24 protein-coding genes are annotated in these 22,895 nt (G+C 64.8%); 14 read left to right on the top strand and 10 right to left on the bottom strand.

All coding sequences use genetic code 11. From position 1 onward, the window contains the following. Window position 1: 1 nt before the first annotated feature. Together QM588_RS21245 and QM588_RS21240 are read right to left on the bottom strand one after the other, a co-directional pair. Window positions 2-466: a MarR family winged helix-turn-helix transcriptional regulator gene (locus QM588_RS21245; protein WP_283316345.1), complete on the bottom strand. Its 465-nt coding sequence runs from the start codon at window positions 464-466 to the stop codon at window positions 2-4. After that, window positions 463-1,062: a DJ-1/PfpI family protein gene (locus tag QM588_RS21240; protein WP_283316344.1), complete on the bottom strand. Its 600-nt coding sequence runs from the start codon at window positions 1,060-1,062 to the stop codon at window positions 463-465. The genes QM588_RS21245 and QM588_RS21240 overlap by 4 nt, the downstream gene beginning before the upstream one ends. Before the next feature lie 149 nt (window positions 1,063-1,211). Between QM588_RS21240 and QM588_RS21235 the strand changes: the two genes are divergently transcribed. Continuing rightward, window positions 1,212-1,568 carry an ArsR/SmtB family transcription factor gene (locus tag QM588_RS21235; RefSeq protein WP_283316343.1) on the top strand — a complete coding sequence of 119 codons (357 nt, stop codon included), beginning with the start codon at window positions 1,212-1,214 and terminating at the stop codon, window positions 1,566-1,568. Continuing rightward, window positions 1,565-2,593: a TIGR03086 family metal-binding protein gene (locus tag QM588_RS25745; RefSeq protein ID WP_336620090.1), complete on the top strand. Its 1,029-nt coding sequence runs from the start codon at window positions 1,565-1,567 to the stop codon at window positions 2,591-2,593. Before QM588_RS21235 ends, QM588_RS25745 begins: the two co-directional genes overlap by 4 nt. A gap of 49 nt (window positions 2,594-2,642) precedes the next feature. Here QM588_RS25745 and QM588_RS21220 read toward each other — a convergent pair whose 3' ends face one another. The 3 genes from QM588_RS21220 to QM588_RS21210 form a co-directional block, all read right to left on the bottom strand. Further along, a complete protein-coding gene (locus QM588_RS21220) occupies window positions 2,643-3,788 on the bottom strand; it encodes an acyl-CoA dehydrogenase family protein (protein WP_442972959.1) in 1,146 nt (381 codons plus the stop codon). 62 nt (window positions 3,789-3,850) lie between these two features. Further along, window positions 3,851-4,678 (bottom strand): SDR family oxidoreductase, encoded by an 828-nt coding sequence (locus tag QM588_RS21215; protein ID WP_283316339.1) that lies wholly within the window; start codon window positions 4,676-4,678, stop codon window positions 3,851-3,853. A 72-nt stretch (window positions 4,679-4,750) separates the two neighbouring features. Continuing rightward, on the bottom strand, window positions 4,751-5,605 hold the full coding sequence (locus QM588_RS21210) for a sulfurtransferase (RefSeq protein WP_283316337.1): 855 nt from the start codon (window positions 5,603-5,605) through the stop codon (window positions 4,751-4,753). 65 nt (window positions 5,606-5,670) lie between these two features. Between QM588_RS21210 and QM588_RS21205 the strand changes: the two genes are divergently transcribed. After that, window positions 5,671-6,816: an NADH:flavin oxidoreductase gene (locus tag QM588_RS21205; protein WP_283316336.1), complete on the top strand. Its 1,146-nt coding sequence runs from the start codon at window positions 5,671-5,673 to the stop codon at window positions 6,814-6,816. 190 nt (window positions 6,817-7,006) lie between these two features. Here the strand turns inward: QM588_RS21205 and QM588_RS21200 are convergent, their stop codons facing one another. Then, window positions 7,007-7,522, bottom strand: coding sequence for a CGNR zinc finger domain-containing protein (locus QM588_RS21200; RefSeq protein WP_283316334.1), 516 nt, complete (start codon window positions 7,520-7,522; stop codon window positions 7,007-7,009). Window positions 7,523-7,608: 86 nt separating this feature from the next. Here QM588_RS21200 and QM588_RS21195 point away from each other — a divergent pair, with 86 nt between their 5' ends. Next, window positions 7,609-8,490, top strand: coding sequence for an alpha/beta fold hydrolase (locus tag QM588_RS21195; protein ID WP_283316333.1), 882 nt, complete (start codon window positions 7,609-7,611; stop codon window positions 8,488-8,490). Window positions 8,491-8,623: 133 nt separating this feature from the next. Then, window positions 8,624-10,444, top strand: a complete 1,821-nt coding sequence (locus QM588_RS21190) for a pyridoxamine 5'-phosphate oxidase family protein (protein WP_283316332.1) — start codon at window positions 8,624-8,626, stop codon at window positions 10,442-10,444. Between the two features lie 24 nt (window positions 10,445-10,468). Here QM588_RS21190 and QM588_RS21185 read toward each other — a convergent pair whose 3' ends face one another. Further along, a complete protein-coding gene (locus QM588_RS21185) occupies window positions 10,469-12,592 on the bottom strand; it encodes an HNH endonuclease signature motif containing protein (RefSeq protein ID WP_283316330.1) in 2,124 nt (707 codons plus the stop codon). A gap of 215 nt (window positions 12,593-12,807) precedes the next feature. On the opposite strand from QM588_RS21185, the gene QM588_RS21180 reads away from it, so the two are divergent. Then, complete coding sequence (locus QM588_RS21180) at window positions 12,808-13,773, top strand: arsenic resistance protein (RefSeq protein WP_283316328.1); 966 nt, start codon at window positions 12,808-12,810, stop codon at window positions 13,771-13,773. 9 nt (window positions 13,774-13,782) lie between these two features. Continuing rightward, entirely contained in the window at window positions 13,783-14,037 is a 255-nt protein-coding gene (locus tag QM588_RS21175; RefSeq protein WP_094717174.1) for a hypothetical protein, read from the top strand. Here QM588_RS21175 and QM588_RS21170 read toward each other — a convergent pair. Beyond that, window positions 14,034-14,816, bottom strand: a complete 783-nt coding sequence (locus tag QM588_RS21170; protein ID WP_283316326.1) for an IclR family transcriptional regulator — start codon at window positions 14,814-14,816, stop codon at window positions 14,034-14,036. The two genes, QM588_RS21175 and QM588_RS21170, sit on opposite strands and share 4 nt — an antisense overlap. A 141-nt stretch (window positions 14,817-14,957) precedes the next feature. Between QM588_RS21170 and QM588_RS21165 the strand changes: the two genes are divergently transcribed. Together QM588_RS21165 and QM588_RS21160 are read left to right on the top strand one after the other, a co-directional pair. Continuing rightward, complete coding sequence (locus QM588_RS21165; RefSeq protein WP_283316324.1) at window positions 14,958-15,719, top strand: CoA transferase subunit A; 762 nt, start codon at window positions 14,958-14,960, stop codon at window positions 15,717-15,719. After that, window positions 15,716-16,354, top strand: coding sequence for a 3-oxoacid CoA-transferase subunit B (locus QM588_RS21160; protein ID WP_283316321.1), 639 nt, complete (start codon window positions 15,716-15,718; stop codon window positions 16,352-16,354). The genes QM588_RS21165 and QM588_RS21160 overlap by 4 nt, the downstream gene beginning before the upstream one ends. 72 nt (window positions 16,355-16,426) lie before the next feature. Here the strand turns inward: QM588_RS21160 and QM588_RS21155 are convergent, their stop codons facing one another. Next, window positions 16,427-17,275, bottom strand: coding sequence for an aldo/keto reductase (locus tag QM588_RS21155; RefSeq protein ID WP_283316319.1), 849 nt, complete (start codon window positions 17,273-17,275; stop codon window positions 16,427-16,429). A gap of 54 nt (window positions 17,276-17,329) precedes the next feature. Between QM588_RS21155 and QM588_RS21150 the strand changes: the two genes are divergently transcribed. From QM588_RS21150 to QM588_RS21130, 5 genes are all read left to right on the top strand, one after another. Next, a complete protein-coding gene (locus QM588_RS21150) occupies window positions 17,330-19,003 on the top strand; it encodes a phospholipase D family protein (RefSeq protein WP_283316318.1) in 1,674 nt (557 codons plus the stop codon). Window positions 19,004-19,060: 57 nt separating this feature from the next. Continuing rightward, window positions 19,061-20,014, top strand: a complete 954-nt coding sequence (locus tag QM588_RS21145; RefSeq protein ID WP_283316316.1) for a 1-phosphofructokinase family hexose kinase — start codon at window positions 19,061-19,063, stop codon at window positions 20,012-20,014. Further along, on the top strand, window positions 20,011-20,760 hold the full coding sequence (gene surE, locus QM588_RS21140; RefSeq protein WP_283316314.1) for a 5'/3'-nucleotidase SurE: 750 nt from the start codon (window positions 20,011-20,013) through the stop codon (window positions 20,758-20,760). Before QM588_RS21145 ends, surE begins: the two co-directional genes overlap by 4 nt. A gap of 90 nt (window positions 20,761-20,850) precedes the next feature. After that, window positions 20,851-21,924 (top strand): M4 family metallopeptidase, encoded by a 1,074-nt coding sequence (locus QM588_RS21135; protein WP_283316312.1) that lies wholly within the window; start codon window positions 20,851-20,853, stop codon window positions 21,922-21,924. A gap of 9 nt (window positions 21,925-21,933) precedes the next feature. Continuing rightward, window positions 21,934-22,215: a protealysin inhibitor emfourin gene (locus QM588_RS21130; protein ID WP_283316310.1), complete on the top strand. Its 282-nt coding sequence runs from the start codon at window positions 21,934-21,936 to the stop codon at window positions 22,213-22,215. 14 nt (window positions 22,216-22,229) lie between these two features. On the opposite strand, the gene QM588_RS21125 is transcribed toward QM588_RS21130, so the two are convergent. After that, a complete protein-coding gene (locus QM588_RS21125; RefSeq protein ID WP_283316309.1) occupies window positions 22,230-22,889 on the bottom strand; it encodes an NADPH-dependent F420 reductase in 660 nt (219 codons plus the stop codon). Window positions 22,890-22,895: the final 6 nt, after the last annotated feature.

Genomic DNA, 22,895 nt, shown 5'->3' with positions numbered 1-22,895 from the left:
ATTATGCACGGCCACCACGGTAGGCGCGGGATGCCGCAACAATCTTCTCCAAAGTCTGTGCAAATGCACGCAATTCGTCCTCACCCACCGCGGCGCCCACCGCGTCCGACCACGCGTGTTGAGCATCTCGCAGAGCGGCTACGGTCTCGCGTCCCTTCGGGGTGGGCTCGAGGAGCTTCGCTCGCTTGTGGTTCGGGTTTTCGCTGTAGACGGCCCAGCCCCTGTCCACCAACAGGTTTGCGGTTCGTTGCACACTTTGCCGCGCCAAACCCAGACCGACGCGTCGCGCAATATCGGCCACCGAGAGCGGCTCGTCGAGAGTGGCCCCGAGAACCTGCCACCAGGCCGGCGTCAATCCTGTCGGTTCGGTGATGTCCTGTGCGGCAGCGAGGAATTCGCCGTTGAGCTCGAATACCGGCAGGACCACCTCGGTGAGTGCATACCCCTCCGGCGTTCGTCGGCTCATGCGCCCGTCAGCTGGTCGTAGAACCTGCGCTCCCCCGTCGTGTAGAGCCCGTACCATGCATCGATGATGTTCTGCGGGAACACGTTCAGGCGCTCGAACACCAGCTTGGCGAACTCGATCGGTGCGGTCGCCCCCGCGGTGATGACGGTGCCGTCGGACACTGCCTTCTCCTCGCGGTAATGCTCGGCTCCGCGGTATTCCGCAGCCTGAGTGAGGAATTCGGCCGCATTCGAGGTGTGCGGCCGGTCGTCGAGCAGGCCGATCCGAGCCAGCCCGTAGGTTGCCCCGCAGATTGCTGCGACCGGAGTGCCCGTTGCAACGAGTTCGGCGGCCAACTTCAACGCTGCCTCGTTGGCGGATTCCCACGTGCCGGCACCGGGCAGGATCAGCGCGTCGACGGGCGGAAGATCGGCCAACGCAACGTCGGGGGTAATCCTCAGGCCGCCCATCGTCGTCACCGCCTCCCCCGACTCCGATGCGACGAGCAACCGGTTGGCGTCGGGATTCTGCTCGCGGGCCATCGCGAGCCCGGCGATGAGGTAGCCGTACTCCCAATCGGCCATGGTGTCGGTGGCATACAGCGCAACGGTGATCATGGAACGGTCCTCACATCGATTGACAGGATGCTGTCAATACTGCGCGCATGACAGCAGGCTGTCAACCCTTCTGTGATCCTAGTAAACCAATTGGTTGACTACCCAGCTCGAGGGGCATATCTTGGCTGTATTCGAGGAGGTGGGTGACCATGGACGACCGTATCGAGCAGCTCAATCGAACCTTTGCAGCGTTGGCGGACCCCACTCGGCGTGACATGGTTGCTCGGCTTGCGGGTGCCGACGCCAACGTCAGCGAACTGGCCGAGCCGTACGACATGAGCCTGCAGGCAGTCTCCAAGCACGTGAAAGTGCTCGAGGACGCCGGGCTGGTGACGCGCAGCAAAGACGCCCAGCGCAGACCGGTGCATTTGGATGCAGAGGTGTTCGGACTGATGGCGAAGTGGATCGAGCGTTATCGCCAGGAGGCCGAGCAGCGCTACCGCCGACTCGACGACCTGCTGGATCACGTTGTAACACAAGAGGACTCTCAGAAGGACGTGTCATGACCGAGCACGAAACCGAGATAGTAGCGGACCACAAAGTACCCACAATCGAGATCATCCGGCAGTTCGACGCGTCGCCCGAGCAGGTGTTTCGCGCGCATGTCGACCCAGATCTGTATCGGCAGTGGGTAGGTCCACGGTCGGTGACGACGCGAATCATCGCCTGGGATGCGCGAACCGGCGGCGCATGGTCGTTCGCGAACGACCGCGACGGCGAAGAGATCGCGTCGTTCTTCGGCAGCTTTCACGAGGTTCGCGCGAACGAGCGGATCGTGTGGACCTTCACCTACGAAGGTGATCCGGATTCGGTCGCCCTCGAGACCATGGCTTTCGAGGCCCGCGACGACGGCGGCACGCGATTGAGGGTGCTGAGCGTCCTGTCCGACTTCGCAACCCGAGACGGGATGCTCTCCAGCGGAATGGATGTAGGAGTCAGGGAGGGCTACGAGAAACTCGATGCGCTGTTGACGGGACCGGCCGCGCAGCATGCACGGGACGCCGCCGCGTTCACGGCGTTGGTCGAATCCGCATCCGAGGACGCGTGGTCTCGGCCCAGTCCGGTACCGGAGTGGAACGCGCTGGGTGTCGTCGAACATCTCGTCGGTTGGTCACGCGGATTCCTCGGCGGCGTCGAGGGGGTCGACCTCACCGAACTCGACGTGGCGCGTGACCCCGCCGCCGCGTGGGCGCATCACGTCGCCGATATCCAAGCCATCCTCGACGCCCCCGCCGGCCGCATCCTGAGCAATCCGCACATCGGCGACATGCCGGTCGAAGACGCGATCGACCGGTTCTACACCGCCGATGTGTGGATGCACACCTGGGATCTGGCCAAAGCCCTGGGACGCGAACCCGACCTCGGCGAAAAGCGTTGCGCCGCAGCGCTGATCGCCATGGAACCGATGGATCGTGTGCTCCGCGAGAGCGGGCAGTTCGGCCCCGCCGTGAACGTCGACGACAATGCATCCGCTCAGGACAGGTTGATGGCCTTCATCGGACGCGACCCGTCCTGGTCACCAGAGAGCTAGCCGGCTACGGCTCCCAGACCGTCGCTGGCCTTCCTGAGGTGAGCTACGTTCACATGTACTTGCGCAGCTCCATCTTCGCGATGGACATCTTGTGCACCTCGTCGGGACCGTCGGCGAGCCGCAGCGTCCGCACGTGTGCGTACATCATCGCCAGCGGGAAGTCGTTGCTGACTCCGCCGCCGCCGTGCACCTGAATGGCGCGGTCGATGATCTTCAGCGCCATCTCGGGCGCAGCGACCTTGATCGCTGCGATCTCGGTGCGCGCTTCCTTGTTTCCGACGGTGTCCATCAGGTACGCCGCCTTGAACGTGAGCAGCCGCGTCTTCTCGATCTCGATCCGCGCCTCGGCGATCCAGTCCTGAATGTTCGCACGCATGGCGACCGGCTTGCCGAAGGTCACCCGCGAAACCGCACGGCGACAGAGCAATTCGAGCGCGCGCTCCGCGACGCCGATGGTCCGCATCGCGTGATGGATGCGGCCGGGCCCCAGTCGAGCCTGACTGATCGCAAACCCCTCACCCGGCCCCTTCAACACGTCCTTCGCCGGCACCCGCACGTCCTCGAACAGCACCTCGGCGTGGCCCTCTCGGTCGACGTAGCCGAAGACGGGCAGGTTGCGCAGCACGGTGACGCCGGGCGCATCGATGGGCACGACGAGCATGGACTGCTGGCGATGCGTTGCTGCCTCGGGATCGGTCTTGCCCATGACGATCAGAACCTTGCAGTTCTTGTGCATCGCGTTCGACGTCCACCATTTGCGCCCGTTCAGGATGAAGTCGTCGCCGTCGCGGTCCATCTTCATCGCGATGTTGGTGGCATCGGAACTGGCGACGTCCGGCTCGGTCATCGCGAAGGCCGAACGAATCTTGCCGTCCAGCAACGGCTTCAGGTACTTCTCTTTGTGCTCGTCGGTACCGAAGAGGGTGAACACCTCCATGTTGCCGGTATCGGGTGCGTTGCAGTTGCAGGCCTCCGGGGCGAGCAGGCTGCGGCCCATGATCTCGGCCAGCGGAGCATATTCGAGGTTGGTCAGGCCTGGGCCCCACTCGGGGTGCGGGTGAAACAGATTCCACAGTCCACGCGAGCGCGCTTCCTTCTTCAGGTCCTCGAGAATCGGGGGATGGAAGTGCGGGTCACCGGCTTCGAGCATCTGCTGCTCGTACACCGCCTCCGCCGGATAGACGTAAGAGTCCATGAACTCCAACAGATCCGACTCGTACTTCTTGGCGCGGTCGCTGGTCTCGAAAAATGCCACGTTCAGTTCCCCTGTTGGTTGTCGAGCAAGCTGTCCTGGTAGCGGCGCATGCCGCGCAACCACCGGTCGTAATCGGCACCTTTGTTGCGGTACATGTCCAGTACGTTCTTGTGGGGCAGGATCAGGAACTGCTCCCGGTCCATCGCGTCGAGCACAACGTCGGCGACGTCGAGCGGCTCGAGCACAGCGCCCGCGCTCAGTACGGCGGCAGTTGCGGCCGCTCCCAACGCATCTCCCGATTCACGGCCTTCGTAGAGCAGCTTGGTATTGACACCCATCGGGCACAGGCAGCTGACGCGAATGCCTCGATTGCCGTAGGTGACGTTGAGCCATTCGGCGAATCCCACCGCGGCATGCTTGGTCGTCGCGTATGTCGCGGAACCGATCTGGGTGAGCAAGCCGGCTGCGGAGGCCGTACTGACGAAGTAGCCCTCACCACGTTCGAGCCAACCCGGCACCAACAGCTGGGCAGCGCGGATGTGTGCGCGCACGTTGACGTCGAAAGACAGGTCCCAGTCCTGTTCGCTGGCGTCGAGCCCGGGGGCGCCGCTGATGCCGGCGTTGGCGAAATACAGATCGACCGGACCGAACGACTCTTCGGCGACCGCGATCAGCCGCTCGATATCTCCGATGTCCGACGCGTCGGCCGCGGCAGCGACGGCTGTGCCCGGCCGGTCTCGCTCGATGGCGTCGACCACGGATCGGGCGGTGGACTCGTCCACATCGGAGACGACGACGCGGGCGCCGTGTTCGGTGAGTCTGGCGGCGATGGCTCCGCCGATTCCGCCACCACCTCCGGTGACGATGGCGACCTTGCCTGCAACCTTCATTCCCCAGGTATAGTTGAAGTCAGATTCAAGTTCAACCCTGGTTGAATGAATAGCCAGCTCAGCGCCGGTGTGTCACGCCCTCGGCCGCGTCGGATCGGTGATCCAACCCGACCACGAGCCGGGATACAACGCGGCATCGATACCTACCAACTCCAGTGCGAGAATCTGATGCGCAGCGGTCACGCCCGAGCCGCAGTACACGGCGACGTCCTTTCCCTTCGGTACGAGTCCACCGAATGCGCCATCGAGTACCTCCGGGGGCAGGAAGCGCCCGTCGGAATCGACGTTGTCGGTGGTCGGCCTGTTGATCGCCCCGGGGATGTGGCCGGCCACGGGATCGACCGGCTCGACCTCGCCGCGGAATCGCCCGGGTGCGCGGGCGTCGAGCAGGACGTTCTCGCGTGCGAATTCCAGCACGTCCTCGACTTCGAGGACCCGAGCCAGCGGCGGCCGCGCCGTGAACGATCCGGCCGCCACGATCGAGGGCTCGGTGCCGACGGAATATCCCTGGTCGACCCATCGCGCGAACCCGCCGTCGAGGACGCGCACATCCCGGTGACCGAAGTAGCGGAGCAACCACCAGGCCCGCGCAGCCGCAGTTGCCGGCCCCGCGTCGTAGACCACCACCGCGGAATCGTTGCCGACTCCGGCTCCTCGCATCGCCGCGACGAACGTGTCCGCATCGGGCAGCGGATGGCGGCCACGATCATCTGGGTCGTTCCTGCTGGCTCCACTCCCGTCGTCCGGCGGTGCCGCCAGTTCCGTACCGAGGTCGACGAACTGCGCGGTCGGGATGTGCCCCGCCTCGTAACCTGCTCTGTCGCTGCCGTTCTGGAGCGTCCACCGAATGTCCAGGACCACTGGGCCGCGACCCATCTCGAACAGATCGTGTAATTCGGAAGCTGATATCAGCGGCGACTGGCTCATAGTGCTTCGACGCTAACAGTCCGGGAGGGGGAATAGCTCGGAGTCCGACCAGGTTGTGCGCAGGCGTGACCGAAACTGCAACGTCAACACCGCACCTGTCCACCGCCGGGCTCTTCGAGCCGTTCGAGGTCAAGTCGCTGAAGCTGCGTAACCGCTTCGCCATGGCCCCGATGACGAGGGCGTTCTCGCCCGACGGCATCCCCGGCCCGGACGTGGCTGAGTACTACCGCAAACGTGCGGCAGGCGGCACCGGCCTCATCATCACCGAGGGCACGTATATCCCCGACCCCGCCGCAGGACCGCACACCCGCGTACCGAGGATCTACGGCGACGCCAGCCTCGAAGGATGGAAGGGCGTCGTCGACGCGGTCCACGCCGAGGGCAGCGCGATCATCCCGCAGTTGTGGCACCTGGGTGTCGAGCGCGGCACCGAGCCACGCCTGTTCCCCGACGTCACCACCGTCAGCCCGTCCGGCATCGCTCTCGACGGCTCCTCGGTCGGTCGCGCCTTCACCGACGCCGACCTCGACGAACTGACCTCGCACTGGGTTCAGGCTGCCGTCAACGCGAAGAACACCGGCTTCGACGGCCTGGAACTGCACGGCGCTCACGGTTACCTCCTCGACGAATTCCTCTGGGCCACAACCAATCTTCGTGACGACGAATTCGGCGGATCGCTCGGGGCCCGCACCCGCTTCCCCGCGCAGGTGGTCGCTGCGATCCGCGCCGCGGTGGGTGAGGACTTTGCCATCGTGTACCGCTTCTCGCAGTGGAAGAGCAATCACTTCGACGCGCGCCTGGCCGAGAACCCGGCCGAGCTCGATCGCGTCCTCTCACCGCTGGTCGACGCAGGCGTCGACGTACTGCATGCTTCGACTCGTCGGCATTGGGACCCGGCATTCCCCGAACTGGACGGAGTGGACGGCAAACTCGGTCTGGCCGGTTGGACGCGCAAGCTCACCGGCGTTCCGACCATCACTGTCGGCTCCGTAGGACTCGATTCGGTGTTCACCTCGGCATGGTCGGAGGACGCGGCCTCCGGTGTGACGGGATTGGATGCGCTGGCCGGTCAGTTCCACGACGGCGAGTTCGATCTGGTCGCCGTCGGACGCGCGCTGCTCTCCGATCCGGAGTGGGTGAACAAGGTCGGCGACGGCCGCGTCGACGAGCGCATCGAATTCACGCGCGACCACATTCGGAACCTGGTCTGACACCCCCAGCCTCGGTCGCCCTCGGGTCCTAGCGCCCGAGGGCGACTCTCACCTCCTGTACGGCGAGCCCACGATCGGTCGGTCGTAAGCCAGCGTGTTGCGCCCGAGCAGGAGACGGCACACCCCGCGCCGGCCAGCACTGTGTTCACGACGGGGTGATCGCCCACTCGCCCACTGCTGCGCGCTGAATTCAGTCGCCTGCCGCGCGAGCACGGTGCCGCCGGGCCTTCATCTTGTTGCCACACGTGGCCATCGAACACCACCTCGCGGTGCCCGCACGCGAGCGATCCAGGAGAAACAGACGGCATTCGTCATTCGCACACGGACGCAGTGCGCCGGGAAGAGTCTCACGAATGTCCGCCCAGGCCAGCACTATTCGTCCGGCCAGTCGACGATCCTCGGACACCTGCAAATTCCACTCGAGCGCGTCATCGGTCAACACCGGCACGCGTGAGAGGCCCTCCAGGTACGCACTCAGCGACGACGGTGACATCTCCGCCCGCACCACCCGCTGAAGGTCATCACGCACAGCGCGACACACCCGAAGCTCCTCGGCGCTTCCGGTCCCGCCGCGTGCACTCAACCAGGCTCGACCGTCTGCATCGTCCGCCAGGAGATCTATCGGCTGATCATCCACCACCGGCGTGGTGTTGAGCAGGTCGATCAGCAGTGCTTCGTCGATCGCCCGTGCCTCCTCGGAATTCATGTAACCATCATAGACCGCTTGACAGGTTACGGCCACCGTGGTTCGGTCATGGGAGTAACCACATCAACTACCCATAGGGGTTATCCATGGTCGCCGTTCATCACCACACCACCACAGTCGACGGACTCGAAGTCTTCTACCGCGAGGCCGGCAATCCGGCCGATCCCACCATCGTGCTGCTGCACGGAACACCCTCTAGCTCGTTCATGTTCCGCCACCTCATCCCGTTGTTGAGCAAGCATTTTCACGTGATCGCACCCGACCTCATCGGCTTCGGATACTCGTCAGCTCCATCCGTCGACAACTTCGACTACACCTTCGACGCGCTCACCGCAGTGACCGATCACCTCCTCGAGCAGCTGGGTCTCGACCGGTACGCGATCTACACCCAGGACTACGGCGCACCCGTCGGATGGCGCCTCGCCCTGAGCCATCCCGATCGCATCACTGCCATCGTCACCCAGAACGGCAACGCGTACGAGGAGGGGTTCGTGGACTCGTTCTGGGCACCGCTGTGGACCTACGCGAACAACCGCACACCGGAGACCGCTGCGCCGCTGCGCAAAGCACTCGAACTCGACGCGGTCCGATGGCAATACGTCCACGGTGTCTCCGATCCGACGCTCCTGAGCCCCGACGCTTGGATCCACGACCACGCGCTGCTCACCCGCCCCGGCATCGACGAGATCCAACTGCGACTGTTCGCCGACTATCCGACGAACGTCCGCCTGTACCCCGCGGTGCAGCGCTACTTTCGCGATTCTCGTCCCCCGCTCCTTGCTGTCTGGGGCAAGAACGACGAAATCTTCGGACCCGACGGTGCGCGCGCGTTCCTGCGTGATCTTCCCGACGCGGAGATTCATCTACTGGACGGGGGCCATTTTCTCCTCGAAAGCCACCTCGACGACGTCGCCACCCTGATCACCACCTTCCTTCATCGATCTTCCGGGGCGCGACACGCAGCCTGATAGAGAACTCGTTCTCGATTCGCACCAGTTGTTCCCAATAGCCATGTATGCCAACAGCCTCCGAGAAGGGCCAGACGTCATGCGAACAGATGACGACCACGTGCCGAGCCAGTGGCATCCAGGGGAGGAGACGATGCACCGTCTTCTGCAGGTGCCGTACGAGGACAACCCCACTGTCCCAGGGCTGCCCGCCGCATACGGACCCTGGATGAGCCGGAGCCCACTCGTGGCGCTCGGAACGATCGGCATCGACGGCCGTGTGTGGACAACGCTGCTCGGAGGTGCTCCTGGAACAGCAACCGCGGCCGCGGACAGTGTTCTCCGAGTGAGGTTTCGGACCCGGCTCGAACCTCGCCCCGCAGAGCCGGGCGCTCAATGGACCGGTACCGACCCCGTGCTCGAGGGTCTCGTGGGCGACGAAGCCACGAACGGACGAGGAAAGCTGGTCTCGGGCCTCGTCGTCGATCTCGAGCACAGGGGCCGGGTCAAGATCGCAGGACGGCTGCACGACGGGATGACGATGGAAAGGCGAACGAACACAACGCCTTCGGAGTCCAGCGAACCTATCGACGTGCAGGTGAATATCGCAGTCGACGAAGCCCTCGGAAACTGCCCCAAATATCTGAACAAGCGGGCGATAACACCCCACGAATCATCTCCGCAGTTGATCACCGATTCACTCCCACTACCAGCCGACGCCCTCGCTCTCATCGGCAGATCCGACACGTTCCTCATCTCCAGCCGACACGGTGCCCACAGCATGGACACCAACATTCGCGGTGGGGCACCAGGATTCGTCCGGGTATTCAGCAACTCCGACACGGAGGGCGTGGCCCTGGTGTACCCGGAGTACTCGGGGAACCGCCTCTACCAGACGTTGGGGAATATCACTTCCGACCGGGCAGTGGGAGTCGCCTTTCCCGATTTCGATACAGGCGACATTCTCTTTCTAGCGGGACGTGCCGAGGTACTGATCGGCGAGGCCGCTGAAAGTGTTCTGCCACATAGCAGTATGGCTGTACGGATCGATATCGAGGCAGTGCGCTTCGTGCGAGACGGCCTTGCGTTCCGAGGCACGTTACTCGACCCGTCGCCGTACAACCCGCCGGTTCGAAGATTGGCCCGCGAAGTGGGAGACTCGGGCCGGCGGCCCAGATCAGCGGACAGAATGCTTGCCTCACTGATCCACAAGCTGCCGATCACACCGACGATATCGCGCTACACATTCCGACTTTCTCCGGGCGAATCGTCGACGCCGGTGCGATGGCGTGCAGGGCAACACGTCACCCTCGACTTCTCGGATCGACTCGATCGTGGCTGGTCGCACATGCGTGATCACGACCCCAGCTCCCTCAACGACGACTTCGTCAGAACGTTCACGGTGTCCAGCGAACCGAGCACTTCGGGCAGCAATATGTTCGAGATAACCGTTCGCGAGCACGGACCGGTCAGCCGCCTGCTGTCGCGATGGACTCCAGGGTCGGACCTGACTGTCACTGTCATGGGTTTCGGCGGCGAGGATGACACCAGGTATGCCGATACGCAGCCCGATACCGACGACGTAGTGGTCGTGGCATCGGGGATCGGAATCACGCCATTCATGGCGCAAGCGCACGCTGCCCACGAATCCGGACTCGCGCTGACCCTGCTGTGGAGCATCCGCGCAGAGGACCTGGCTCTCGCTGTCGACGTCATCGAGCAGGTCGGCCACTTGGGGATGGCGATCACGGTGTTCATCACCGGACAGTTGGACACCGACGGGCATGCCAAGGTACGCACTCTCGAACAGCTCCGAGCCCGGACGTACATACGACGAATGACCGAGGCCGACGTCAAAGCCGTTGGCCACGTGGGGCGAAGGCAGTTCTATGTGTGCGCTGCGCCTCCTCTACACGCAGCAGTTCTGGAGTGGTTGGCTGGTGAGGACGTCAGGTTCGAGGCGTTCGACTACTGAACGCTGTATCTAAGAACGAGGCCTCTAGAAGGGCGGTGCTGCCGTGTCGTCCGTCTCCGGCTGTTCGTTGTCCGATGGGTCGGGGTAGGCGATGATGCCGGATCGTCTGGGTTGGGTGGGGATGTGTGGCCGGAGGTCGTTGCCGATGATGGGTACTGCGGTTCCTTTGGCTGGCAGGGTGATTCGGGTGGTCTTCGATGCCGAGGTCCACAGGATGGCACCGCCGGGGAGCATGACTGCTCTCCAGTAGCCGCCGGTTTTGACGCTGTGGTGGTAGTCGCAGAGGCATTGGAGGTTGTCGACTGTCGTCCAGCCGCCGCCTAGTGGATTGGCATGGTCGAACGGGATCACGTGGTCGAGTTGGCAGCGTGCCGCGGGTCGGTGGCAGCCGGGGAAACGGCAGTGCCGGTCGCGTAGCCGGACCGCGGCGGCGGTGAGGGCGTCGGGCCGGTAGATCAGGGCTCGGTCGGTCAGGGGGTCACGTGCTACGGATTTCCCGAGGGCGGGGTCGGCGGCGATGGCGGCTTCCAAGGCTGCGGCGAGGGCTGCATTGCCGAGGTAGATGCCGGAGGAAGTGCGCTGTGCGGTGCGGCCCGCGGGGCGGATCGTCGGGTTGTCGGGGCGGACCGCCGAGGATAGGTCGAGGGCAGAGCTGTGCCGTGTGCCCCTGCCGACAGGGGTGTGGGTACAGAACAGGGCTGCAGCGGACGCCAAGGCATTCCGACGCCGTTGCCGAGTGTCGGGGTCGGCGGTCGGCTCGGGTGGTGTGTCGGTGGTGGTCGAACCGGATTCTCCTGCAGCCGAACCCGAGGCTCGGTTCGAACTTGGCCTGGGGTGCGGGTCTGGGTCCGGTGGCGCAGGGCTCGCTGCGTGCGATGCTGCCTGCTCGGTGCCGTTGTCTGTTTCCGGGGTGTGTGATCTGGTCACTGTGTCGGTGCCCGACTGCGGGCTACCCGCGGGATCGAGGTCGGCACCGTCTACCCACTCTGCATTGTCGTTGTGAGTTGTTGGTGCTGCCTTGTTCGCTGGTGCTGTCTTGTCCGTTATGTCAGCCGTCGGTGCCGTTGTGTTTGCTGCGGTGCCCGTGCCCGTATCCGTCTGCGTTGCCGGCGTATTCGATTCCGCTGCGTTCGTTTCCGCTGTATTCGATTCTGCCGAGTTCGACTGTGCCGGCTCGGGCTCTGTCGTGTTCGGCTCGGCAGTTGTATCAGTCGAGCGTTGTTCCCATTCCCCGGTTTCCGGGTTCTGCACTGCCAGCCCCAGTGTCTCGGCGAGGGTGACTGCTTCGGTGAGCAGAATCTGCCACTGACTGTTGCGGGCTAGTTCCCGAGCGAGGTCGGGGTCGATGGAACCGTGCCCGGCCAGATAGGCCGGATTCGCGAGCAGCCCGATGAGGGTTGCGATGTCGACGGTGATCATCGTCAACGGCACCCGACGATCCGGCAGCTCTGCATTTTTCTTCGGGCAGTCTTCACGTTGACACAGGCATACCAACCGGGGTTCTCCGTGCATCCGCGCCATGAACGCATCACACAGTCGTTCCTGCTTACCGCGGGGGTCTTTCGGGCACAGCGTGTCGGCCATTTCCTCCAGGAGCTGCCATGCGGCGGCGGCTTCGGGGGCGGTCAATTCTGCTCGGATCCGGGCCAATTCACCGGCCGGGGCGTAGGAAACATTGCGGAACTTCTTCGCGAATTCCCGCAACGCCGCTGCTTCCTCCGGCGCGACCCGCAGCAGAATGTCCCAGATCTCCTTCTCCAACGGCCCCGGTGAGAGTCGGCGCGCGGCTTCGACGATCTCGTCCTCGACCGACCGCACGATGTCGTCCGAGAGGTTGTCGAGAATCCGGCACGCCACCCTCACTCGCGGAAGGTCGATCTCACCGGCCTCGAATGCTTTCTTCACCAGCGGCAGTCGAGTGTGCAGGGCAACCCCGACAGAGATGTAGGTCTCGGCGACCGTCGCCGAGCACCCCAACGCCACCGCCATCTCGGTGCGTCCGTACCGGCTGTAGTGTCGATGCTTCGCATCCTGGGCGATACAGGTGAGGTGGAAGTCGTAGCAGGCAGCGATCTTTCGAGCCGCATGCCGATTCTCTTCCCGCGCGGCAGCGGTCAACGCATCCAACGACACCACTGGTGCAGCCATTCTTCTCACCCCCCGGTGACCCGCAATCGAAGAACATGCGTTCGAACTGAAAGAAGACTATCTCGACCCACCGACAAGAACGCCGAGCCCTTCGAACCCCAGGTCGTCGCACCGACGTGACCCTGATCGGGAACGCCTAGCCACATGCCCCGAATATCCGACAACGCCTATCCTCGGTACGTGCCCACCCTCTGCACTTCACCGACGAGTACCACGTGACCGGTTCGGCAGTGGCGTGGCTGGAGAAGTTCCAGATCCCGCTGTATCTACTGGCGTTGGCCGCCGGAGTTGTTGTCGGGTTGGCGGCACCGGCATCGGCTCCCGCATTCGAGATCGCCATCAATCCGGTGCTGATCGTCTTGCTCTACGCGACGTTCCTCGCAGTTCCGTTCTCCGCCATCGGTGTATCGCTTCGCGACACGAGTTTCTTGCTCAGCGTCGTGGTGCTCAATTTCGTACTCGTTCCGATCGTCGTGTTCGGTCTCACCCGGTTCGTTGCGAGTAACGAAGCGGTGCTCGTCGGGATACTTCTGGTTCTGTTGGCTCCATGCATCGACTACGTCATCGTTTTCAGCGGATTGGCCGGGGCTGCTTCGGAACGACTTCTCGCCGCTGCTCCGTTGCTGATGCTGCTGCAGATCGCGTTCTTGCCGCTGTATCTGTGGTTGTTCGTAGGACCCGAGCTGGTGAAGATCATCGACGTCGCACCGTTCGTCGAGGCGTTCTTCCTGCTGATCGCGCTGCCACTCACGTTGGCAGCGGCAACTCAATGGTTGGCACGACGCAGACGCCTCGGCACTCGCATCATGGACGCCATGGCTGCGGCGATGGTGACGATCATGATGGCAACCCTCGCAGTTGTGGTCGCATCTCAGGTCGACGCGGTCCGCAGCGAAGGATCTCAGCTGATCGCAGCAGTGCCGATCTTCGTCGCGTTTCTGGTCGTCATGGCTGTCGTGGGACTCGCGACGGCTCGGGTCACCCACCAGGACGTATCCGCGACCCGGGCTTTGATCTTCTCCGGTGCGACCCGGAACTCGCTGGTGGTGCTGCCTCTGGCGCTCGCGCTGCCGCCGGCTCTTTCCCTCGCCGCAGTCGTCGTGGTTACGCAGACGTTGGTGGAGCTGATCGGCATGATCGCGTACGTGAGAATTGTTCCTCGCCTCGCACCGGCGACCTAGACTCCGAACATGACCGAATCCACGCCATCCGACCTGACCGCACTACGTGCACGGGCTGCGGGCGGTGACCAGGACGCGATCGACGAATTGGTGGAGCAGGGCACCGTCGACGACCTGCGTTCACTTGCCGCAGCCGGCAACAGCGACGCCGTCGACATGCTCGTCGAAAGCGCCGGAGAGCGCGAGGATCGAGACGAACTGCAGCGGCTGGCAGCCGGCGGAAGTCAGGACGCCGCAGACATTCTCGAAGAACTGGACGGCTAGAGCGGATCGGGACGGGTGCCCACCTGCAGGGTGAGCCGATGCGCGGCGTCGAGCAGCATCTTTCCCAACTCCCGCCGTCTGTCCTCTCGGAACCTCGTTTCCACACCGGTCAGACTCAACGCCCATGCGGGCCTGCGTCCACGGTCGAACACCGCTGCGCCCAGTCCCCAGCTGCCTTCCACGAGCAACGCCGGGTTGACGGCGTATCCAGAGGACCGCGTCAGCTCGATTCGGTGGCGAATCGCCGACTCCGAATGATCGGCTCCCCACTCGGGCACCAGATCGACGCCGTCGAGGTAGTCGTCGACCTCCCGGTCCGGAAGATGAGCGAGGACGGCCAAGCCCGCGGAGGCCACCCCCAGCGGTAACCGGATACCCTCGTACAGCACATGCGACCGAAGCGGGAAGCTGCCCTCCACCCGAAGCAGACACACCGTCTCACCGCCCCGACGCGCGGACAGGAACGCGCTCTCACCACTCCGTGTTGCCAAGTCCTGCACTATATCTCGGGCCTGATCGGTGACGTCGTAGCGCAACGCGGCAATGGAGCCGAGGAGATAGATTTCCGGTCCCAGTGCCCACCGTCCGGTTCCCGTATCGCGGTCGACGAATCCCTCGTCGGCCAATTCCGTCAACAGCCGATGCGCCGTCGGCCGCGCAACGCCGGCGGCCCTCGCCAACTCGGTGGTCGAGGTCCCGACTGCCTCCGCCGCACTGGCAGCACGGAGCAGAGCACACACTTTGGCGATGACGCCGGCATTGGCGTCGAGCACAGTCACCGCACCACTGTACGTCCACTGAGCGAACGCCGACGCACTTCATGTTCGACAATCGAGCAGAATTCCCTAAAACGTCCGCAATGCCCGCAGGTCGAGTTCACTGGACCAATCGTTTGCTCAACGAACACATCAGGAGTTCACGTGACAGGAAAGACCTACGACTCCGCAGCCGACGCGGTGGCGGACATCGGTAGAGGAGCGACCATCGCGGTCGGCGGCTTCGGCCTGTGCGGCATCCCCGATGCCCTCATCGAGGCCATCGCCGGCACCGACGCGGACGAATTGGAGGTGTTCTCCAACAACTGCGGCGTCGACGGCTACGGATTGGGAATTCTCCTGGCAGCCGGACGTATTCGCCGCGTGACAGCGTCGTACGTCGGCGAGAACAAGGAGTTCGCCCGGCAGTACCTCGCCGGCGAACTCGAAGTGGAGCTGACACCGCAGGGCACGCTGGCCGAACGTCTCCGCGCCGGTGGCACCGGCATACCCGCCTTCTTCACCCCCGCCGGGGTCGGCAGCCCCATCGCCGACGGCGGAATGCCGTGGCGCTACAACGCCGACGGTTCCGTCTCGATCGAGTCACCGCCCAAGGAAACGCGAGCGTTCGGTAACAAGCGCTACGTGCTCGAGGAGGCGATCAACGCCGATTTCGCTCTCGTGCATGCCGAGATCGGCGACACTGCAGGTAATCTCGTGTTCGACAAGACGGCGATGAACTTCAACCCGCTGGCAGCGATGGCAGGCAAGATCACCATCGCTCAGGTGGAGAAGCTCGTCGAGCCGGGCGAGATCGACCCAGCCCAGGTGCATCTTCCCGGAGTGTTCGTCCAACGCGTCGTACATACCGGTCCACAGGACAAGCGCATCGAAAAGCGCACTGTCAGTTCAGGAGTTCGAGCATGACCGCAGGATGGACCCGTGACCAGATGGCCGAGCGTACGGCCGCCGAGATGGTCGACGGCGAGTACGTCAACCTCGGCATCGGCTTGCCGACGCTGATCCCGGGCTATCTCACCGACAAGGTCGAGGTCACTCTGCATTCGGAGAACGGCATCCTGGGCACCGGCCCCTACCCCACCGAGGAGGAAGTCGACGCCAACCTCATCAACGCCGGGAAAGAGACTGTCACCGTCAATCCCGGTGCGTCGTACTTCGATTCGTCGCTGAGCTTCGGCATGATCCGAGGCGGGCACATCGACACGGCCGTCCTCGGCGGCATGCAGGTCTCCCGTAACGGCGACCTCGCCAACTGGATGGTCCCCGGCAAGATGGTCAAGGGCATGGGCGGCGCGATGGACCTGGTGCACGGGGCTCGACGCGTCATCGTGGTCATGGAACACACCGACCGCGACGGTAACCCGAAGATCCTCGACGCGTGCACCCTGCCGCTGACCGGCCAGGGCGTCGTCGACCGCATCATCACCAACCTGGCCGTCATCGACGTCGTCGGCGACGGGACACTCGCGCTCGCCGAACTCGCACCCGGGGTGACCACCGAACAGGTCATCGCCGCAACCGGATCGGCCCTGAAGGCCTGAAGCCCCGACCGCCGACCGAACAGCACTGTGGGCCCGAACGTCCGAAGACGTTCGGGCCCACAGTGTTACGTTCTAGTCCGGGATCATGTCGAACGTATCCGGATTCGGGCCGTTCCGACCTTCCTCGCCCTTGTCGAGTGCAGTGATCGCATCGACGTCGGTCGAGCTCAGCTCGAAGTCGAAGATGTCGAAGTTGGCCTTCACTCGTTCGGGCGTCACCGACTTCGGGAAGATGATGTTGCCACGCTGAATGTGCCAGCGGAGCACCACCTGCGCAACGGATTTGCCTGTGGCGTCGGCGATTCGCTTCAGTTCCGCGTCGTCGAGGACGTTGCCCTGAGCGATCGGTGACCACGCCTCGGTGGGGATGGCATGCTCGCGGCCGTAGGCCCACACGTCGTGGTTGACGAAGTACGGGTGCACCTCGATCTGGTTCACAGCGGGCACCGTCTCGGTCTCCTCGGCGAGGCGATCGAGGTGAGCGGGCTGGAAGTTCGAGACGCCGATGTTGCGGGCCCGGCCGTCGGCGGCGAACTCCTCCAGCGTCTTCCAGGTGGAGACGAAGTCGCCGTCGTAGCGGGTGGGCAGCGGCCAGTGGATGAGGAAGAGGTCGACGTAGTCGGTTCCGAGGTCGCTGAGCGTCTTGTCGAACGCCGAGCGCGCGTCGTCGGGCCGGTGGAAACCGTTGTTGAGCTTGCTGGTGACGAACACCGATTCGCGGTCGATGCCGGAGTTGCGAATGCCCTCGCCGACCTGCTTCTCGTTGCCGTACATCTGCGCGGTGTCGATGTGTCGGTAGCCGATCTCGAGCGCCGTTTCGACGGCGTTCGCGGTCTTGTCGGCGTCGATTTGGAAGACGCCGAAACCGAGCTGGGGGATCTGCTTGCCGTTTCTGAGCGTGACGTTGGGTACCTGAGTCATATCGCCGGGGTGCCCGCCCACTCTCGCCTTCAAACCGGGTGAAATGATGCGTGCGTGATAGTGCAGCGCATCCGGCGCGTCGTCGACGGAGTTGCCGAGAAACTCGGCCGGTCCACCTCCGCTCTGATCGCCCCCGAGCGCGACTTCGACCCGGCGCACCCGTGGTTCCTCACCGCGCCCGAGCGAGGCAACGACGACACCCGCATCTCGGCCTGGACCGAGGGCAACCGCGTCGAGAACCTGGTGCACGGCAAGACCTACTTCGCCGCACTCGCACGGGCCCTCGAGCAGACCGAGCGCGACGATCTGGTGCTCTTCACCGATTGGCGCGGGGACCCTGAGCAGCTCCTCACCGACGACGGCGTGACCGTGGAAGATGCCCTGGCCGCCGTCGCGCACCGCGGTGGTGTCGTCAAGGGCATGGTGTGGCGGTCCCACATGGAGACCCTCGGTTTCACCGGTCCGAAGAACCGCAAGCTCGCACTGCGGCTGGAGGAGGCAGGCGGTGAGGTCATTCTCGACCAGCGCGTGCTCGTGACCGGAAGCCACCATCAGAAGTTCGTGGTCGTGCGGTACGGCAGGAAAGATCTGCCCGACGTCGCGTTCGTGGGCGGTATCGATCTGGCCCGGGCTCGGCGCGACGACGCCGATCACTTCGGCGATCCCGTCTCGCGCCCCTTCCCGCCCGAGTACGGCGAGATCCCGGCGTGGCACGACGTTCAGGTGCAGATCGAGGGACCCGCAGTCCGGGATGTCGAGGACGTCTTCCGCGAACGCTGGGAGGATCCCGCGGCGCTCTCGCGCCTTCCGTGGCACGCCATACCCGACTTCCTGCGCGGAGTCACGCGCGAACCGTCGGAACTCCCTCCCGCGGCGGAAGCCCCGAAGCCGCAGGGCACGTGCTCGGTGCAGCTACTGCGCACCTACCCGCGTCGACGACCCGCCTACCCGTTCGCCACGAGAGGCGAGCGCAGCGCTGCCCGCGCGTACGCCAAAGCTCTCGACCGGGCGACCGAGCTGATCTACATCGAGGACCAATATCTGTGGTCCGTCGACGTCGCACGTGTGTTCGCCGCGGCACTGCGCCGCAAGCCGAACCTCAGGTTGGTGGTGGTGGTCCCCAAGCACCTCGACGACGACAGCAACTTGACCATTCCCTCTGCGCTGCTGGGACACTCGGCGGCGCTCGGCGTCATCCGCGCGGCCGGCGGTGATCGCGTACTGGTACTCGACATCGAGAACGACCGCGGCATACCGGTATACGTGCACTCGAAGGTCTGCATCATCGACGACGTGTGGACGGCAGTGGGGTCGGACAACTTCAATCGCCGCTCCTGGACGCATGATTCCGAGCTGACCGCTGCCATTGTCGACGAGCAGCGCGACGACCGTGCACCGCTGGACCCAGCAGGCCTCGGCGACGGCGCCAGAACACACGCCCGCAATCTCCGACTCGAATTGATACGCGAACACCTCGGACGAGCCGACGGCGACGACGCCGACCTCGTCGATCCGCAGCAGTTCTTCGACGTGGTCTCGGCGAGCGCGAGCGCCCTGGACAACTGGCACCGCAACCCGTCCGCGAAGTCTCGACCCGTCGGCCGACTGCGAATGCACGAGATCACGGTGCCGCCCGTCTGGCAGCAGCGACTTGCCGCACTCGCCTATCGACTGTTCGTCGACCCCGACGGCCGCCCTATCGGAATGCGCCTGCGTCGTCGATTCTGAGTCCACATTTTCGAGCTGCAGCCGTTTCGGACCTGACATATCGGGCATTCGCTCACGATGTCCACCTCCTCTCACGCACCCAGCGCGCTCGTCTTCGCGCCGTCCCCACTGCTGACGGTGACCCTCGACGCCGCCCCGAACGGCAGTACCGAACTGCATGTACACGCGGGAGGTCAGGGTCACTGGATCGCCAGGATGGCGTCGGTGCTCGGGCTCGACGTCACTCTGGCCGGGGTTTTCGGCGGCGAGATCGGTGCCGTATTGCGGGGCATCGTCGAGAGCGAGGGCATCTCCGTCGTCTCCGTCGATATCGGCCAGGAAAGTGGTTCCTACGTGCACGATCGCCGTAGCGGAGAGCGTGAGGTGCTGGCCACGGTCGATCCGCCGCCGCTGGCCAGGCACGCGCTCGACGATCTGTTCGGCGCAGCTTTGGCCACCGGTGCCCGCAGCGATGTCGCAATTCTCGGTGGTCCGCACGCCGACGACATCGTGCCGCCGGAGGTCTACCAGCGGCTGAGTGCCGACCTGCGCGCACTGAAAGTCCCGGTGGTCGCCGATCTGTCGGGACCCACCATGCTGGCCGCCCTCGCCGGCGGCCTCACAGTTCTCAAGGTCAGCCACGAGGATCTGATCGCCGACGGCGGAGCCGAGTCCGAGGACCCGAAGCACCTGATCGATGCCATGCGAAAGATGCACGACGACGGTGCCGAGGTGGTCGTGATCTCCCGAGCGGGAGACCCCGCCCTGGCGCTGGTCGACGGCGACGTGCTGGAGATCGTCACCCCGGGTCTGCAGATGGTCGACCACCACGGCGCAGGCGATTCGATGAGCGCCGGCATCGCCGCCGGTATTGCTCAGGGGATGTCGATGCCGGAGGCGCTCCGCCTGGGCGGCGGGGCGGGCACCGCCAACGTCACCCGCCGCGGCCTCGGTAGCGGCAGAAAAGACCTGGTTCTCGGACTCACCGAATCGGTCGATGTGCGTCCGTACGGCAAGGCGGGCAAGAAATGAGAGCCCTGATCACCAACGACGACGGTGTGGACAGCGCAGGCATCGCACTGCTGGCGCGGGTCGCGCTCGACGCCGGCCTCGACGTCGTGGTGGCCGCTCCCCACGAGGAACGCAGCGGTGCCAGTGCATCGTTGACGGGGATGGGCGTCGACGATCACCTCGGTATCGAGCTGACCGAGATCGAGGGGCTGCGCGGTGTCGAAGTGTATGCGGTGCAGGCCTCGCCGGCCCTCATCGCGTTCGTCGCCACTCGAGGTGCATTCGGCGACCCACCCGACGTGGTGCTCTCCGGCATCAATCACGGCCCCAATACCGGTGCGGCCGTTCTGCATTCGGGGACAGTCGGCGCGGCGTTGACAGCCCTGACGCACGGGGTTCCCGCCATGGCGCTGTCGTCGCTCGCCACTCGGCCGTCGCACTGGGACACCGCCGAACACGTCGCGCATCTGGCGGTGACATGGATGATCTCGCACCTGACCGTCGATGCGGTCGTCAACGTCAACATTCCCGACGTTCCACGGTCGGATTTCGCCGGTATCGTTCCGGCCTCGCTGGCTCGGTACGGCGCGGTGCAGGCCGAAATAGGCGATCGTGGAGAAGATTTCGTCACCGTTCGGTTCGACGAGATCCACGCCGAGGACGACGACTCCGACGCCTCCCTGCTGGCCCGGAACTGGGCGACCGTCACGGCGCTGCGTCCCCCGAGCGAGGTGGACAGTATCGATCTGTCGACATTGCGTGAGTGAACTCGGTGCTGTGGACCCGGATGTGTCGGTGCCCTCGGGCACACTGGGAACCATCACCGCACATGCCACGGACCTAGGGGGTCACCGCACATGACGACAGATACCGATTCCGGCTCGTTCCGCAGGCTCGACTCGCATGGTGTAGTTCCACCGTTTCTGCTCGAGCGTCTGCAGGGAGCCGGTGCCCGCGCTACGCTGCTCGCCGACCGTGAGATGCGGGCGGGACGAGAAGTCGTCCAGGCACGTACCGCCATCGCGCCGCGCACCGGAGGCACACTCGAACGCACCATCTCCGATGCGAAAGCGACCCGCGACCTTCCGGGCCGGCAGGTTCGCGCAGAGGGTGAGGCCGCCACCGGCGACGCCGCCACGGACGAGGCGTACGACGGTCTCGGCGCGACCTACGCATTCTTCGACGAGGTGTACGGCTACTCGAGTCTCGACGGCAGCGGCCTGCCCCTCGATGCGACGGTGCACTACGGCCGGGACTACGACAATGCGTTCTGGGACGGCTCTCGCATGGTGTTCGGCGACGGCGACGGAGAGGTGTTCGCCCGCTTCACCATCTCGCTGGGCGTCATCGCGCACGAGCTCGCGCACGGGTTCACGCAGTACACCACTCCGCTCGAGTACAAGGACCAGGCCGGCGCACTGAACGAGTCGATCTCCGACGTCTTCGGCGCACTCGTCGAGCAGTACACCGCGAAGCAGAACGCCGAGGACGCGTCGTGGTTGATAGGCGAAGGTCTGTTCCTGCCCGCAGTGCAGGGCAAGGCGCTGCGCTCGCTTCTCGAGCCCGGCACAGCGTACGACGACGATGTACTCGGCAAGGATCCACAGCCGGCGAGCATGGACGACTTCGTCGTCACCACCGAGGACGATGGCGGTGTGCACATCAACTCCGGCATTCCCAATCGCGCGTTCGCCGTCGCTGCAACCACTTTGGGCGGCCCGGCGTGGGACCGCGTCGGGCAGGTCTGGTTCGACACGATGACCGTCGGGGGCCTGGCACCGACAGTCGACTTCGCCGGTTTCTCCGCCGCGACGCTGCTCGCAGCGCAGAAGCGATTCGGTGCCGATTCCGACGTCGCACAGGCCGTGGCCACCGGTTGGTCTACCGTGGGAGTTCAGACAACACGGGAGCCGAGCGACGATCGGGTGTGATCGAGGGGCATGAGCCTGCGCATCGAGGTACTGCGAACCGGTGGGATCGCCGGGATGTCCAAACGCGGAGTGGTCGAGACCGACGAGCCGGAATGGCAGTCGCTGGTCGAGGCTGCGCGCCCGTACCTCGCTGAGTCGCCCCCACCCGAGCCGGCCGAGTCGCAGGCCCGCGACACCTTCGTATGGAGCGTGTCGGTGGGTGAGCAATCATGCCGGGTCGGGGATTCGGCCCTGACCGGGCCGTTACGCGACCTCGCGGAGCGCACACTCCGCGAGGGTCGCGTCAGGTAGTTCAGCGGCTCGGCTCAAGCTTTCCATTCCGCGGAGCGTTCCGGGGACGCCTCGGCCAACGCCTTGACCGTCTCGTCGACGCCGAAGTCCTTGCCGTACACCGGGCTTCCCGGCTGCTGACGCCAGGACTCGGCGAGGGAACCGGCATCGACCGGGTCGAAGCCCAGCTCGTCGATCACCGAGAACACCAACTTCTTCGACTCCGCGTCGTCCCCGGCGATCGGCAGCGCGATGCGCCCGTCGGTCCCGGCCGGCACACCCTTCTTCAGCAGGTGCTTCCAGTAGATTCCGTTGAACGCCTTGATCACCGGCTCACCGAGCTGCTGCGACACCCATACGCTCTCGGGTGTGCCGCCTTCGATGTCTTCGATCGACCCGTCGCGCTGCTGCGGGTAGTAGTTGTTCGTTTCGATGATCGGCGCTCCGGGCTTGCGCGCGCCGGCGATGCCGGCGGCGAGGTCGGGCACGTTCTTCTGCGGGATGCTGAGGATGACCAGGTCCGCATCCTGCGCCGCGTCCGCTGCCCATACTGCGGTAGATCCGGTTTCCGACGCCAACTCCGCCAGAGTCTCCGGGTCGCGTGAGTTCGAGAACCGAACCTCGTGACCGAGCGCCGTCAACCGGCGCACGAGCGTTCCGCCGATGAATCCACTTCCGATGATGCCAATTTTCATGTCCGG

Origin of the sequence: Rhodococcus sp. IEGM 1354 (assembly GCF_030056855.1) — a bacterium.
GTDB lineage: Bacteria > Actinomycetota > Actinomycetes > Mycobacteriales > Mycobacteriaceae > Rhodococcoides.
This window is presented reverse-complemented; position numbering and strand designations above follow the sequence as displayed.

Bases quoted from the DNA above. Each gene is read 5' to 3' on its own strand.
- QM588_RS21125 (WP_283316309.1), bottom strand. From the start codon at position 22,889: ATGAAAATTGGCATCATCGGAAGTGGATTCATCGGCGGAACGCTCGTG.
- QM588_RS21245 (WP_283316345.1), bottom strand. From the start codon at position 466: ATGAGCCGACGAACGCCGGAGGGGTATGCACTCACCGAGGTGGTCCTG.
- QM588_RS21130 (WP_283316310.1), top strand. From the start codon at position 21,934: ATGAGCCTGCGCATCGAGGTACTGCGAACCGGTGGGATCGCCGGGATG.
- QM588_RS21215 (WP_283316339.1), bottom strand. From the start codon at position 4,678: ATGAAGGTTGCAGGCAAGGTCGCCATCGTCACCGGAGGTGGTGGCGGA.
- QM588_RS25745 (WP_336620090.1), top strand. From the start codon at position 1,565: ATGACCGAGCACGAAACCGAGATAGTAGCGGACCACAAAGTACCCACA.
- QM588_RS21240 (WP_283316344.1), bottom strand. From the start codon at position 1,062: ATGATCACCGTTGCGCTGTATGCCACCGACACCATGGCCGATTGGGAG.
- QM588_RS21235 (WP_283316343.1), top strand. From the start codon at position 1,212: ATGGACGACCGTATCGAGCAGCTCAATCGAACCTTTGCAGCGTTGGCG.
- QM588_RS21135 (WP_283316312.1), top strand. From the start codon at position 20,851: ATGACGACAGATACCGATTCCGGCTCGTTCCGCAGGCTCGACTCGCAT.
- surE (WP_283316314.1), top strand. From the start codon at position 20,011: ATGAGAGCCCTGATCACCAACGACGACGGTGTGGACAGCGCAGGCATC.
- QM588_RS21220 (WP_442972959.1), bottom strand. From the start codon at position 3,788: ATGGACTCTTACGTCTATCCGGCGGAGGCGGTGTACGAGCAGCAGATG.
- QM588_RS21200 (WP_283316334.1), bottom strand. From the start codon at position 7,522: ATGAATTCCGAGGAGGCACGGGCGATCGACGAAGCACTGCTGATCGAC.
- QM588_RS21145 (WP_283316316.1), top strand. From the start codon at position 19,061: ATGTCCACCTCCTCTCACGCACCCAGCGCGCTCGTCTTCGCGCCGTCC.
- QM588_RS21155 (WP_283316319.1), bottom strand. From the start codon at position 17,275: ATGACTCAGGTACCCAACGTCACGCTCAGAAACGGCAAGCAGATCCCC.
- QM588_RS21185 (WP_283316330.1), bottom strand. From the start codon at position 12,592: ATGGCTGCACCAGTGGTGTCGTTGGATGCGTTGACCGCTGCCGCGCGG.
- QM588_RS21195 (WP_283316333.1), top strand. From the start codon at position 7,609: ATGGTCGCCGTTCATCACCACACCACCACAGTCGACGGACTCGAAGTC.
- QM588_RS21160 (WP_283316321.1), top strand. From the start codon at position 15,716: ATGACCGCAGGATGGACCCGTGACCAGATGGCCGAGCGTACGGCCGCC.
- QM588_RS21190 (WP_283316332.1), top strand. From the start codon at position 8,624: ATGCACCGTCTTCTGCAGGTGCCGTACGAGGACAACCCCACTGTCCCA.
- QM588_RS21210 (WP_283316337.1), bottom strand. From the start codon at position 5,605: ATGAGCCAGTCGCCGCTGATATCAGCTTCCGAATTACACGATCTGTTC.
- QM588_RS21175 (WP_094717174.1), top strand. From the start codon at position 13,783: ATGACCGAATCCACGCCATCCGACCTGACCGCACTACGTGCACGGGCT.